At 70.8% G+C, this 13,637-nt stretch carries 9 protein-coding genes; 2 read left to right on the top strand and 7 right to left on the bottom strand.

Going from position 1 to position 13,637, the window contains the following annotated elements:
• Positions 1 to 101: 101 nt before the first annotated feature.
• Positions 102 to 1,931 carry a DUF2207 domain-containing protein gene (locus QNO14_RS12485; RefSeq protein WP_257505565.1) on the bottom strand — a complete coding sequence of 610 codons (1,830 nt, stop codon included), beginning with the start codon at positions 1,929 to 1,931 and terminating at the stop codon, positions 102 to 104.
• A 159-nt stretch (positions 1,932 to 2,090) separates the two neighbouring features.
• Between QNO14_RS12485 and QNO14_RS12490 the strand changes: the two genes are divergently transcribed.
• Positions 2,091 to 5,867: a rhamnogalacturonan lyase family protein gene (locus tag QNO14_RS12490; protein ID WP_257505567.1), complete on the top strand. Its 3,777-nt coding sequence runs from the start codon at positions 2,091 to 2,093 to the stop codon at positions 5,865 to 5,867.
• A 71-nt stretch (positions 5,868 to 5,938) separates the two neighbouring features.
• A complete protein-coding gene (locus tag QNO14_RS12495) occupies positions 5,939 to 6,364 on the top strand; it encodes a MarR family winged helix-turn-helix transcriptional regulator (protein WP_257493872.1) in 426 nt (141 codons plus the stop codon).
• Between the two features lie 15 nt (positions 6,365 to 6,379).
• On the opposite strand, the gene QNO14_RS12500 is transcribed toward QNO14_RS12495, so the two are convergent.
• The 6 genes from QNO14_RS12500 to QNO14_RS12525 all read right to left on the bottom strand — a co-directional run bounded on the left by QNO14_RS12500 (position 6,380) and on the right by QNO14_RS12525 (position 13,613).
• On the bottom strand, positions 6,380 to 7,114 hold the full coding sequence (locus tag QNO14_RS12500) for an ABC transporter permease (RefSeq protein WP_257493873.1): 735 nt from the start codon (positions 7,112 to 7,114) through the stop codon (positions 6,380 to 6,382).
• Positions 7,111 to 7,848 carry an ABC transporter ATP-binding protein gene (locus QNO14_RS12505; RefSeq protein ID WP_257493874.1) on the bottom strand — a complete coding sequence of 246 codons (738 nt, stop codon included), beginning with the start codon at positions 7,846 to 7,848 and terminating at the stop codon, positions 7,111 to 7,113. Before QNO14_RS12505 ends, QNO14_RS12500 begins: the two co-directional genes overlap by 4 nt.
• 52 nt (positions 7,849 to 7,900) lie before the next feature.
• Entirely contained in the window at positions 7,901 to 8,902 is a 1,002-nt protein-coding gene (locus QNO14_RS12510) for a DUF2804 domain-containing protein (protein ID WP_257493875.1), read from the bottom strand.
• Positions 8,899 to 10,722 carry a glycoside hydrolase family 2 protein gene (locus QNO14_RS12515; protein WP_257493876.1) on the bottom strand — a complete coding sequence of 608 codons (1,824 nt, stop codon included), beginning with the start codon at positions 10,720 to 10,722 and terminating at the stop codon, positions 8,899 to 8,901. The genes QNO14_RS12510 and QNO14_RS12515 overlap by 4 nt, the downstream gene beginning before the upstream one ends.
• Positions 10,719 to 12,035, bottom strand: a complete 1,317-nt coding sequence (locus QNO14_RS12520; RefSeq protein WP_257493877.1) for an MFS transporter — start codon at positions 12,033 to 12,035, stop codon at positions 10,719 to 10,721. The genes QNO14_RS12515 and QNO14_RS12520 overlap by 4 nt, the downstream gene beginning before the upstream one ends.
• Positions 12,036 to 12,122: 87 nt before the next feature.
• Positions 12,123 to 13,613 carry an L-serine ammonia-lyase, iron-sulfur-dependent, subunit alpha gene (locus QNO14_RS12525; protein WP_257505568.1) on the bottom strand — a complete coding sequence of 497 codons (1,491 nt, stop codon included), beginning with the start codon at positions 13,611 to 13,613 and terminating at the stop codon, positions 12,123 to 12,125.
• Positions 13,614 to 13,637 lie beyond the last annotated feature (24 nt).

Consider the following 13,637-nt stretch of genomic DNA (forward strand, 5'->3'; position numbering starts at 1 on the left):
AACGAGCGTTCTCAGCCATGGGTGACACCTTCACTGTGCGAGGACGACTGCCGCTCAGACGATACCGACAGCCGTTACCCGACGGCATCCCCGCCGCCCGGTCAGACGCCGCCGCCTCCGCCGCCTCCGCCGCCTCCGCCTGCGGAGCCACCGCCGGACGAGCCGCCCGACGTCGACGACGACGACATCGCGGCGCTCGACAGCGAGGCGATGCTCGACGAGAACGCGGCGGCGTTGAACGCCGCGGAGCCGTAGTACCACGAGGGGGTCACCCCGGCGTCTCCGTAGTGGACCATCAGCTCATCAGCCCACTTCTTCTCCTGCCCGAAGACGACGGCATAGGGCAGCAGCGTCTCGTACAGGTGGATCATCTGCCGTGGGTCGCCGACGTCGACGGGGCGCCGCTCGGCACCCATCGGCGATTGCAGCATGCGGATGCGGTCCGCCTCCGCCCAGTCGATGAAGACCTTCAGGCCCGCCAGGTGGTCACGCAGCTCCGCACCGGCATCCGTCAACGGCCGGTGGAAGACCAAACCCATTCCGAAGGCCAGCACGATCCCCGCCACCACCATGAGCACCAGCGGCACCAACACGTTGACGGATGCCGCGATTGCCAGCATCCCGGAGAGGATCACGAGCACCGTCCCGGCGAACAGCGCCGCCGCGGGCCACGTGCGCACGCGCCCGGGAACCGACCGATACACCCCTCGCTTCTTGAGCTCGACTCCCGCCGCCTTGAGGATCTTCGAGGCCACGCCCGACAGCCGCGTGTCCTGCTTGCCGAACTCGAAGGTCGCACCGGGCCGCGCGCCCTTGCCGAACAGCCCGTCGAGCAACATGCGGCCGTCGCGGTCCGCCCGAGAGCGATCGACCAGCTCCACCTGCAGCTTCGACCCGCCGAATGCGCGTTTCGATCCCTCCACGATGCGGAGGGACCCCACGATGGCCTGCTCGAGCACCTCCGCCGGTATGGCCTTCGACGTCTTGCCGAGCATGACGGCGCTCTCAAGCGCATCCACCCCCGGCGGGGGCGTGAACTCGGCGATGACCGTCGGGCGTCCGGGAGCGTCGCGCAACCAGCGCCGCCGGGTCCAGACCGCGAAACCGAACGCCCCGGCCAGCCCGAGCGCAGACGCTGCCTGCACCCAACCCCACCCCGACGCGAAGTACGACGAGTCGAACAGCACGAAGGTGTCGGGGTCGAATCCGACCGCGATGGTCATCGTCTCGTAGGGAGCAAGGCCTACGGCATCCGCCGTCACGATCACAGAGCCGTCCTCAGCAGTCACCGCCTGGATCTCGCACTGCTGCGTGGCGCCCTGTTCGCCGACATAGCAGGATTGGCGGCCCGTGAGCGCTCCGGCGAGATCGGCATCCATGTGGAGGGTCGCCGTCACCTCGCCGAACGGCTGCTCCCAGTCGAACCCGTTGACGTCCCAGTAGAACTCCTGGCCACCGTCCTCGAAGGTCCAGGTGACGTTCTCAAGGTCGTAGGTGAACACGAAGGTCTGCTCGCCACGCAGGTAGTCGTCGGCACGGGAGACCATCTCGAAGACGTCGTCTTCGCTGTCGCTCTCGGCCGGCCGCGCGGCGCCGGTCTCGTCGGTGATCGAGATCAGCGTCGGGTTGAGCGGCTGCCCGTTGTACGACGTCGGGATTGCACGCCTCACCCCGCGGTTCTGATCGACATCGGGGAACTCGGCGACGAACGTCTCGACGACGCGCAGCCGGCTGGTGCCGTCCTCTGCGCGGGTGAGGGTGTAGTCGGCGTCGAGACTGTCGAAGGTGAAGTCGTCGACGTCCGCAGAAGACGCGGCCCAGGTGACGACCTGTTCCGGCGCCGAGCCGGGAGCCGCCGATCCCGCTGTCGCCGCCAGGGCTGCCGCGACGAGAGCCACCACGATGCCGATCCGAGTCCGTAGGTGCACCATGGGCTCAGCCTATTGCGGCGGCAGCGCGGCCACCCCCGGAGCGATCGCCGCGATCCCCTCACCTCTTGACGTGACGCGTGGCGGCACGCGAGGATTGAGGCGATTGCTCGGGAAACGCTTTCCCGCACCGCTGCGGGCCCCTGATCGAAGGAGATCATCTTGCGCCACGACGTCCCCCGACGCCGCCTTCCCCTCCTGGCGGGGAGCACCGCCCTCGCCCTCGCACTGGGCGGCATGACCGCGTCGCCCGCCGCCGCCGCCCCCGGCGACATCGACCTGTCGTTCGACTTCGGCGGCCCGTCCTCCCCCGTCGCCGACGGCTGGGTCGGCGTGCACCCGGGTACCGCGTACCGCGCCGATCTCGGGTTCGGCTTCACGACGGCCCCCGCGTCGAACGGCTTCCGTGACCGCGGCGGTGACGACCTCGTCGCCCGCGACTTCACCATCGGCAACACCCAGGCCTTCGCCGTCGACGTGCCGAACGGCTCGTACGAGATCACCACCTTCGCGGGCGACCTGACCGCCGGCAACGGCACGAGCTTCGACATCGAGGGCACGGCGTACGCAGGCCCCCGCACGCAGACGGGGACCATCCACGAGGCGTACTTCCCCGAGATCGCCGTCGCCGACGGCCAGCTCAACATCCGGGTCACCGGCGGCGACGGACGCATCAACGGCATCCGCGTGCAGAGCCCGCTCGCCGCGCCCGGCGACCTGGCCGCATCCGCCGTCGACGGCGAGACGGTGACGCTGTCGTGGCAGCCGGTGGCGGATGCCACGGGCTACACGGTGCTGCGCACCGCGCCGGGCGGCGAGCTCACCGAGATCGGCACCGCCGCGGCTGGGGAGACCCCGTCGTTCGTCGACACCGGAGTCTCCCTCGGAGCGACGTACGAGTACGCCGTCGCCACCGTCAAGGGCGACCGCACCTCACGCCCCGGCGAGCGCCTCACCGTGTCGGTCGTCGACTCCGACGTCGCCGCCCCCGCCACCCCCACCGGCCTCACCACGGCGGCAATCGCCCGTGACAGCGTGACCCTGTCGTGGGATGCCGCCGATGACGCCGTGCAATGGCAGGTGCTGCGCTCCACGCGCGAGGACATCGCGTTCGAGCAGGTCGCGGTGGTCACGGAGCCGTCGTACACCGACACCGACGTGCTGACGACCCGCCCCTACCTGTACCGCGTCATCGCCCAGAACGCCGGCGGCGCCTCCGTGGCATCCGTTGTGCACGCCACCGACATCGCCACGACTCTGGTGCGCCAGGCCGAGTATCTCGACCGCGCACCGGTCGCCGTCGCCGCGGGCGACGAGGGCGTGTACCTCGGCTGGCGTCTACTGGGCCTCGACGCCCGCGACCTCGGCTTCCACGTCTACCGTGACGGCATCCGCATCACCGAGACGCCGATCAGCGACACGACCAACTTCACCGACGCCGACGGCACCGCAGAGTCGGCCTACTTCGTCACCGCGTTGCAGGGCGACCGCGAGATCACCGTCACCGACGAGTTCGGCGTGTGGGACGAGCAGTACCTCGACGTTCCGCTCGACAAGCCCGCCGACGACGTCCTGCCCGACGGCAACACCGTCTCGTACGCGCCCGGCGACGGCACGGTGGGTGATGTCGACGGGGACGGCGAGTACGAGCTCGTGTTCCTCTGGAACCCCTCTATCGCGAAGGACAACTCGCAGTCCGGCTACACCGGCAAGGTCTACGCCGAAGCCGTCGAGCTCGACGGCACGAGCCTGTGGCGCATCGACCTCGGCGTCAACATCCGCGCCGGTGCGCACTACACGCAGCCGCAGGTGTTCGATCTCGACGGCGACGGCGCAGCCGAGATCGCCTTCAAGACGGCCGACGGCACGGTTGACGGCGTCGGCACGGTCATCGGCGACCCCGCCGCGGACCACCGCAACTCCGGCGGGTACATCCTCAGCGGCCCCGAGTACCTCACCGTCTTCGACGGCACCACCGGCGCCGCCGTCGACACCGTCGACTACATCCCCGGCCGCGGGAACGTCGCCTCGTGGGGCGACAACTACGGCAACCGCGTCGACCGCTTCCTCGCGGGGGTCGCCTACCTCGACGGCGAGCACCCGTCGCTCATCACGAGCCGCGGCTATTACACGCGCACGGTGATCGTCGCGTGGGACCTTGTCGACGGCCGCCTCGTGGAGCGCTGGACGTTCGACTCGAACGACGTCGGCGCGGAGTACGAAGGCCAGGGGAACCACCAGTTCACCACCGCCGACGTCGACCGCGACGGCCTCGACGAGATCGTGTTCGGAGCGATGACGATCGACGACGACGGCACGGCGCTGTACAACACGCGCCTTCACCACGGTGACGCGCAGCACGTGGGCGATCTGGTGCTGGACCGCCCCGGCCTCGAGGTGTTCAGCGTGTTCGAGAGCCCCAGCGGCAACGGCAACACCGTCGCGGCGATGCGGGATGCCGAGACCGGCGAGATCCTCTGGCGCACCGAGGGCTCCCGCGACACCGGTCGCGGCGTGGCGGCCGACATCGACCCGGCGCACCCCGGCGCGGAGGCCTGGAGCATCGGCGGCGACTACGCCTGGAACTCCCGGGTCGGCACGCTCAAGTCCGCGGCGGGCGAGGTGCTCTCCACCGACATCCCGGCGGCGAACTTCGTGACCTGGTGGGACGGCGATCTCACCCGCGAGATCAGCGACCACGACTACGACGAGGCAGTCTCCGCGGGCGTGCCGACCATCTCGAAGTGGGATCCCGCCGCACAGCGCGAGGTGGAGATCCTGCGCATGGACGGCACCCTCACGGGCAACACCACGAAGGGCAACCCTGTGGTGCAGGCGGACCTCTTCGGCGATTGGCGCGAAGAGATCGCCGTGCGGCTCGCGGACGGCAGCGGCATCCGGATCTACACGACCACCGACGTCACCGAGGAGCGCATTCCCACGCTCATGCACGACTCGCAGTACCGCATGGCGGTGGCGAACCAGAACTCGGCCTACAACCAGCCGCCCACGCCGTCGTTCTTCGTCGGTGCCGACATGGCCGAGCCGCCGCAGGCGTCGATCTCGTACGTCGGCGCCCCCGCTGAGGACGCCACGGCGCCCGTCATCTCGGGCCTGCCCACGGGAACGGTGACCGACGAGCAGCCGCTGCGACTGGCCGTCATCGCCGACGACCCCGAGAGCGGCATCCGCTCCGTGACCGTGACCGTCGGCGACGAGCAGTTCGCGCCGGATGCCACCGTGGACCTCGCCGCGCTCGGCCGATACGGCGACGTCGTGGTGACGGTCACCGCGACGAACCACGCCGGGCTCGTGTCCGAGGCGACGTCGACCCTCCTCGTACTCCCCGCCGATGGCGCGGCGAGCGCGCCGGGCCGCGGCACGCTGTCGAACACGAGCGGGTGGGCGCACGGGCTGCATGACGGCGACTTCGACGTCGTGATGAACCTGTGGTGGGGCACGCCCGGGAGCGTGCTTCGTCTGTACGAGAACGGCGAGCTCATCGCGACGCGCGTGCTCGGCGACACCGCGGGCATGGCGCAGACCACCGGCGTCTCGTTCGAGGGCAAGCCGAACGGCACCTACGTCTACACCGCCGAGCTCATCAACGCGCGGGGGGCGACGGCGACCACCTCCACCACGGTGCGCGTCGTGCACGCAGCGCCGGCGGCACCGGTCGTCTCGCACGACAACTGGGATCGCGACGGCTCGTTCACCGCGACGGCGAACCTGTGGTGGGGAACGAACGCCACGTCGTACCGGTTCGAGCTCGACGGCGTCGCCGTCGGGTCCGGCGAGCTGGCTGCGGCATCCCCCTCCGCCCAGACCGCGTCGGTGAAGCTCTCGGGCATCGCGCCGGGGACCCACACGCTCGTCGCGGTGTTCGTCAACGCGAACGGCGAGACGGCGTCCCAGCCGGTCAGCGTCACCGTCCGGTGACCCTGCGGGGGTCGCCCTCCGGCGACCCCCGCACCCGGGCCGGCGACACCGGCGGCGCTACAGTGGTCCCCATGACCGACCGTCGCCTCGCCGTGGATGCATGGGAGGCGCTGTTCCGGGCTCAGTACGAGGTGTTCCAGGAGATCAACGACGACTTCGACGGGTCAGAGCTCACCCAGGCGGAGTACGACGTGCTGCTGACGGTGACCCGGCGCGAATCGGGCGCGCGACTGCGCGAAGTCACCGCCAACATGCTCATCAGCCAGCCGAGCGTCTCGCGCCTGGTCGACCGCATGGTGTCACGGGGGCTCGTGACCAAGTGCGCCGACCCCAGCGACGGGCGCGGCGCCGTGCTGCAGGCGACACCGGAGGGCGCGGCGATGTTCCGCCGCCTGGCCACGCGCCACGGGCAGTCGATCGCCGCGCGCATGTCGGTGCTCGAGGACGACGAGCTGCGCCAGCTGCGCGACCTCGCGACCAAGCTCCGCGGAGTCTGACCGCAGGCGCCGCGCTCAGGGCGTCCGGCGCCGCAGTGTCAGCGGCGCGAGCACGAGGAAGCCGACAGCAAAGGCCACGACGACCAGCAGCGGACCCCACAGGTCGCTGCCCTCTTCGCCTGCGGTCACCGCGTTGATCGCATCCACCGCGTAACTGAGGGGAAGCCAGTCGCTGATCGCGTACAGCACGTCGGGCATCTCATCGCGGGGCATCAGCAGCCCACCCAGGATGATCTGCGGAAAGACGAGCAGCGGCATGAACTGCACGGCTTGGAACTCGGTTCGGGCGAACGCGCTGGCGAGCAGCCCCAGCGCGGTGCCGAGGACGGCGTCGACCACGGCGACAAGGCCCAGCTGCCAGAGCGGACCTTCCACGCTCAGTCCGCACACCCCGACGGCGAACCACACCGTGACCACGGCCTGCAGCGCCGCCATCGCGCCGAATGCCAGGGCGTAGCCCAGGATGAAGTCCCCCTTGCCCAGCGGGGTCGCCATGAGCCGCTCCAGCGTTCCCGACCGACGCTCCCGCAACGTCGTCACCGATGTGACCAGGAACATCACCACGAACGGGAAGAGCGCCAGGATCGGGCCGCCGAAGGTGTCGAACACCCCTTCCCTGTCGGCGAAGAGCCAGGAGAACAGCCCGACCAGCAGACTCGGCGCCACCAGCATCAGCGCGATCGAACGGGGGTCGTGACTGAGCTGACGCAGCACCCGCGCCGCGGTGGCCAGCGTGCGCCCCGGGTTCACGCCGGGCCCCCGTGGCGGCCGCGCTCGATGAGCGTCAGGAAGGCAGCATCGGGGTCGGTCGCGCCAGTGGTCTGGAGGAGCCCCTGCGGCGTCGTCTGCGTGAGCACGCTTCCGTCGTGGATCAGCGCGACGTCGTCGCACCGCATCGCCTCATCCATCACGTGACTCGACACGATGAGCGTCGCACCGGCATCGGCCAGGCGCCGGAAGATCGCCCACAGGCTCTGCCGCAGCACCGGATCGAGTCCCACGGTGGGCTCGTCCAGCACCAGCACGTCGGGCGAGCCGAGCATGGCAACGGCGAGCGAGACCCGGCTGCGCTGCCCGCCCGACAAGCGACCTGCCGGCTGCGTGCGCTGGGCGGTCAGATCGACATCGGCCATCACGCGTGAGACATCGGATGCCGTCGCGCCGAGCAGCCGCGCGCCGTAGCGCAGGTTCTGCTCCACGGTGAGGTCGTCGTACACCGAGGCGCCCTGCGTCGCGTACGACACCCGGCGCCGCAGGGCGACGGAGCCTGCCGGCTCGCCCAGAACGGTGACGCTGCCTGCGGCCACGATCTGAACCCCCACGATCGCCCGCATGAGCGTCGTCTTGCCGCCACCGCTCGGCCCGAGAATGCCCGTGATGCGCCCGCGCGGGATGCGCATGTCGAGACCGTCGAACACCGTGGTGCGGCCGCGCTTCACGACCAGGCCCTGCACCTCCACTGCGGCATCCGGGTCCGTCCCCATTCCCCTATCGTGGCCCGTCCCCCGCCCAGGCGCGAGAGGTGCGAGGGGCGAGTCACCAGCGGTTGTGCACCTCTTCGGCGAAGCCCAGGATCTCGTCGAACGCGATCGTGTCGCCGTCCTCGGTGGTGAACGTGCCCGACCAGTGGCCGAAGCACTGGTCGGTGCGCGAGGAGAGCACGACGAGGTCGGTGCGGCTGACCTTGTCGTAGAACGGGGTTAACGTGGCATCCAGCCCACCGCCGGTGATGCGCCAGGGGCGACGCCACGTGGCGATGTCGTAATCCCAGGTGAGCTCTTCGTGGATCTTGTGCAGGCGTCCGTCGACGAGCATCGCGTTCTCGGTCGAGCCGGTGCCGTCGGTCCATTTGGCACCGACCTGGATGCCGATGACCCGGCCGCCGGACACGCCCGACCCGGCGCCCCAGTTCCACTGCACGTCGTACGGCCATCGGCCGCGGCCGTGGTCGAGCACCGCCCACGACTGGCCTGCCGGCACCTCCGAGGTCACACCGTCGACCACGACCGTGCCGACGGCGGGCCGCGCGACGTCCTTCACCGTGTACTGGAACCGCCGAGAGCTCCACGGCACCACCACCGCCAGACGCTCGTGTCCTTCCGGCAGCTGGGCGACGACGTCGAACGAGGCGCCCTCGATGCGCGCCCGCAGGCGCGTGCCGCCCGGGACCTCGTCGATATCGATCTCGAGGCCCTTCGCCCGCGCGCGGGACGACCCCTGCTCCAGCCGGGGTGCGAGGGTCACCCCGCGCGGCGGGATCACGGTCGCATCCGCCTGCCAGGTGCGTTCGGTCGCCCGGTCGAAGATCCAGACGCCGAGGACTGCGGCGTAGTCGATCGACGACACGGTGAGGGCGAGGATGTGCGTGGGGGTCGTGACGTTCCAGTACTCCCACCGCTTGTTGCGGCCCCATGAGCGGGTGTGCACGCGCGAGGCGTCGACGAGCGGCTGCCGCGCCCAGCCGACGGCATCGGGGTTGAGCACCCGGCCGTCGCCGGCGGTGAGTGAGACGGGTGCGGTCAGTTCGCGCAGGGTCACGCGGGCTCCTCTTCTGCGGCGGTGCGTGTGGATGCCGCGGCCTGCAGCCGCTCGTTCATCGCGCGCACGGCCGCCTCATCGACCTTCACATACCGGCGGTCGTAAGTGACCATGCCGTTGACCTCGTCCTCGACGTCCGACAGCTGCGTGTACACGGTCGCCGCCAGCCCGCGGCCGATCGCGGGGACGATCTCGGCGTCGTGCAGCCGTTCGAGGGCCGCCTGCAGCCGCGCCCGGGAGCGGTAGCGCCGGTAGCCGAAGGCCTCCGCCGTCCACGTGTGCTGCGGCACCGCCAGGCTGTAGCCGCCGTACTCGGTGACGGCCTCCACTCGGCCGTCGCGCCGGCGCGGCATGCGCACCGGACGGAAGTACACGTGCCGGCTGTGCAGGTCGCCCGCGCCCTGGTCGTGCCAGCCGCTCGCATGGTCGATCGGCCGCGTGGGGTCGAGGTCCCGCACCCGCGCGGCGATGCGGGCGGCGTCGAACTGCCCCCACCCCTCGTTGAACGGCACCCACAGCGACAGCGACACGACGCTGCGCAGGTGCGCGATCATCTCGACGAGCTCGACTTCGAACCGCTCCCGACCAGCCGGGTCGGCGCGGGCGAACCGCGCGTAGCGGGTGTCGTCGAGTGCCGGCGCGCCGAACACCGGTGCGGTGATGACGGCCGGCCGATAGCGCCCGCCCCCGTTGACCGCGTCCTGCCACACCAGCATTCCGAGCCGGTCGCAGTGGTGGTACCAGCGGAGAGGTTCGACCTTGATGTGCTTGCGCAGCATCGTATAGCCGAGGCGCTGGGCGAGGCGGATGTCGTACTCCAGCGCGGCGTCGCTCGGGGCGGTGTACCCGCCGTCGGGCCAGTAGCCCTGATCCAGGAGCCCCACCGGCAGATGCGGCTGACCGTTCAGCAGCAGCCGCGCGTGTCCACGGTCGTCGAGACCGACGCCGAATGAACGCATGCCGACGTAGCTGCGCACGTGGTCGTCGCCGAGCGCGACCTCGACGTCATAGAGGAAGGGATCATCCGGCGACCACGCCCGCACCGGCGCGGGCATCGTGACACGCGTGGTCTGCCCGACCGGCACCGTCGCCGTCGCGACCACCACACCCTCGGCCGAGACCGTGACCGCCGCCTCGACGCCGGCGCCGTGCTCGCTCTCGACGGTCACCTCCACCGCCGCGCCGGCAAGGTCGGGCGTGAGCACGAGACGGTCGACGGCGACGCGCGGCACGATCTCGAGCCACACCGTCTGCCAGATTCCCGACTGCGGCGTGTACCAGATGCCGCCGCGCCGGCTGGACTGCTTGCCGCGGGCGAGCCACGCGGCATCCGTCACGTCACGCACGGCGACGGTGATCTCGTGCGCGTCGCCCTCGGCCAGAGCGGCGGTCACGTCGAGCGTGAAGGGCAGGTAGCCGCCGGTGTGCCCGCCCACCTCGACCCCGTCGACGGCGACGCGGCAGGACTGGTCGACCGCGCCGAAGTGCAGCAGCACGCGCTCGTCGTCGCCGACGGGCCGCGGCACGGCGAACGTGCGGCGGTACCAGAGCGTCTCGTCGGCGCCGAGCGACCGCCCGACGCCCGACAGCGGCGTCTCGGGCGAGAACGGCACGACGATGTCGCCCTCCCAGGCCGATGGCGGTGCGGCCGGATCGGCGACGGCGAGGGGGTCGGATGCCCCGAACGGCGTCATCGCGTACGACCAGATCCCGTTGAGGTTCATCCAGTCTTCGCGCACCAGCTGGGGGCGCGGGTACTCCGGCAGGGGAGCATCGCGGTCGAGGCGTTCACCCCACGGGGTCAGCATCGGCTCGCTCATGCGGCATCCACCCTTTGCGGCAGGCGCCGCAGCGCCAGCATCGGCACGACCACGAGCAGGGCGACGACGGCGGCCGCCGGGAAGATCCACGGGGTCGGCACCTGCTTGACGATGCCGAGGTCGACGTACGTCTCGTTCGCCCCGATGATGACCGCCGAGCCGATGAACGGTCCGATCACCATCGGGATCAGCACCACGAAGATCATGCGCAGCCCCTGCACCATGCCGACCCGGTCGCCGGGCGTCGCATCGCGCACGCTGGCCGAGAGCGCCGCGGTGGAGAGCATGAACCCGCCCATCATGATCGTGCCGAAGACGATGACGCTCAGCATGTCGCGGACGACGAACATGCCGACAAGCCCCACGATCATGAAGGTCACCGCGGGAAGGATGGCCCGGGTCTTGCCGACCCGGTCCACCACCCGTCCGCCGACGATGCTGATGATGGCGGCGAGGGTCAGCACGCTGGCGAGCACGATCGGGTAGCCGTCGATGCGCAGGTACCGCTGGATGTAGATGATCAGGTACGGGAAGTACACCTGCGTGCTGGTGCCGATGATCGCCCACGCCACCAGCAGCGTGTACAGCCGGGGGTGAAGCCGCACGGTCGAGGGCCGGAGCCCGTGCACGAGGGCACGCAGATATCCATCGGAGGACGACTGGATGCCGGGTGCGTCGCGCACCAGGAACCACGCGACGGCGCCCACGACGGCCGTGGCGATGCCGATGATCGCGAAGAAGAGCTTCCACTCCCCCGCCTGGGTGAGGCCGTCGAGCAGCCCGAAGACCAACAGCATCGCCATGAGCGGGAGCACCGACAACACCGCATCGACGCGGCCCCGGTCGGCGGGGGTCGTGGCATCTGTCACCCAGGCGTTGAACGCCGCGTCGTTCGCACCGGAGCCGAACACCGACATCACGCAGTCGAGCAGGATGATCGCGACCACGGCGGTGCCGACCACAAGAGCCGCCTGGGCGCCGGCCGAGGGCTGCACGAAGCCGAAGGTCGCGGTCGTCAGGCCCCACAGGATGTAGCCGATCGCGATGAAGGGGCGGCGGCGGCGCACCCGGTCGGACCAGGCGCCGACGAGCATGGTCGACAGTGTCGCGGCGACCGCCGAGGCCGCGACGAGCACCGCGATGACGGTGGGGTCGGTCGTGATCGTGTCGTAGACGAACACGTTGAGGTACATGTTCTCGACGGTCCAGGCGAGCTGGCCGACGAACCCGACGAGCACGACGACCCACCAGGTACGGCCGGCCACGCGCGGGAGACGGGCGCGGGTGGGAGCGGTGGCGGGGCTGACGGACATCGGCATCCTTGCTGACGGACCGGAATTCGGGTGCTCCGATCCTACGTGCGGCGCGCAGCGCGGCGGCGCGCAGCGCGGCGGCGCGGGTCAGCACTCGATGACGTTGACGGCGAGCCCGCCTTCGCTGGTCTCCTTGTACTTCGTCGACATGTCGATGCCCGTCTGCCGCATCGTCTCGACGACGGCGTCGAGCGAGACGTAGTGCGTGCCGTCACCGCGCAGCGCGAGGCGCGAGGCGGTGACGGCGGTCGACGCGGCGATGGCGTTGCGCTCGATGCAGGGGATCTGCACGAGCCCGCCGACGGGGTCGCAGGTGAGCCCCAGGTGGTGCTCCATCGCGATCTCGGCGGCGTTCTCGATCTGCCGGTTGGTGCCTCCCATGACGGCGGTGAGCCCCGCGGCGGCCATCGCGCACGCGGATCCCACTTCGGCCTGGCATCCGCCTTCAGCGCCCGAGATCGACGCGTTCGCCTTGAACAACGACCCCAGCGCCGTCGCGGTGAGCAGAAACCGGCGGATGCCGCGGCGGCGGTTGGCGTCGGCGAGCGCCGGATCGTCGTCTTCGGGGGCGAGCCCTCCGGCCGGCGCGTGGTAGCCGAGCAGCGCGCTGCCGACCAGTTCGCCATAGGGGGTGACGGCGTTGCCCGAGCCGAGGCCCGAGTCGGCGAGGAACCGCCACCAGTACATGCCGACGGCGGGGAGGATGCCGGCCGCGCCGTTGGTCGGGGCGGTCACGACCCGGCCGCCCGAGGCGTTCTCTTCGTTGACGGCGAGCGCGAACGCGCCGAGCCACTCGCCCGGGAGCTCGCGGCGTCCCTCGGACTCGGCCTCGTCGAGCTGCGCGCGGATCATGCCGGCACGGCGCTTGACCTTGAGCATGCCCGGGAGCACCCCGTCGGCCTGCAGCCCCGCGTCGACGCACGCCGCCATCGCGTCCCAGATCGCGTCGAGGCCGGCGGCCACCTCCGCCTCGTCGCGCAGGGCCTGCTCGTTGAGCCGCGCCGCCTCGGCGATCGTGATGCCGCGCTCGTCGCACAGGGCGATGAGCTGCTCGGCGCTGTCGTAGGCGAGGGGGAACGGCCGCGTGGTCACGCGCTGCTCCTCGCCCTCGCGGCGGATGAAGCCGCCGCCGACCGAGTAGTACGTCTCCTCCGCCACAGTGGCGCCGGTGGCATCCATCGCCGTCAGTGTCAGGGCGTTCGGGTGCCCCGGAAGCCGCGTGCGCGGAAGGAAGGCGATGTCGGTCTTCGCGAACGGAACCGGATGGATACCGGCCAGCTGCAGCTGCGCGCCCTCGGGCCAGGCGGTCCAGGCGCGGCGTACGGTGTCGGGATCGACGCCCTCGGGGGCGTGCCCCTGCAGCCCGGCGACGACCGCGTCGGGGGTGCCGTGGCCGATGCCGGTGGCGCCGAGGGACCCGAAGAGGGTGCAGGTCACGCGTGCGACGCGCGACAGAGCGCCCGCCTCACGCAGGCGGGCGGCGAAGTCACGGCCCGCCCGCATGGGGCCGACGGTGTGGGAGCTCGAGGGTCCTACTCCGATGGAGAACAGCTCGAACGCCGAGACGTACGCGCTCACCCTTCGAGCCTACGCGCAGAAGCC

The organism is Microbacterium sp. zg-Y625 (genome assembly GCF_030246925.1).
In the GTDB taxonomy this organism is placed as follows: domain Bacteria; phylum Actinomycetota; class Actinomycetes; order Actinomycetales; family Microbacteriaceae; genus Microbacterium; species Microbacterium jiangjiandongii.

Coding starts and splice junctions, on each gene's coding strand:
- QNO14_RS12485 (WP_257505565.1), bottom strand. CDS start 1,931: ATGGTGCACCTACGGACTCGGATCGGCATCGTGGTGGCTCTCGTCGCG.
- QNO14_RS12495 (WP_257493872.1), top strand. CDS start 5,939: ATGACCGACCGTCGCCTCGCCGTGGATGCATGGGAGGCGCTGTTCCGG.
- QNO14_RS12505 (WP_257493874.1), bottom strand. CDS start 7,848: ATGGGGACGGACCCGGATGCCGCAGTGGAGGTGCAGGGCCTGGTCGTG.
- QNO14_RS12515 (WP_257493876.1), bottom strand. CDS start 10,722: ATGAGCGAGCCGATGCTGACCCCGTGGGGTGAACGCCTCGACCGCGAT.
- QNO14_RS12520 (WP_257493877.1), bottom strand. CDS start 12,035: ATGTCCGTCAGCCCCGCCACCGCTCCCACCCGCGCCCGTCTCCCGCGC.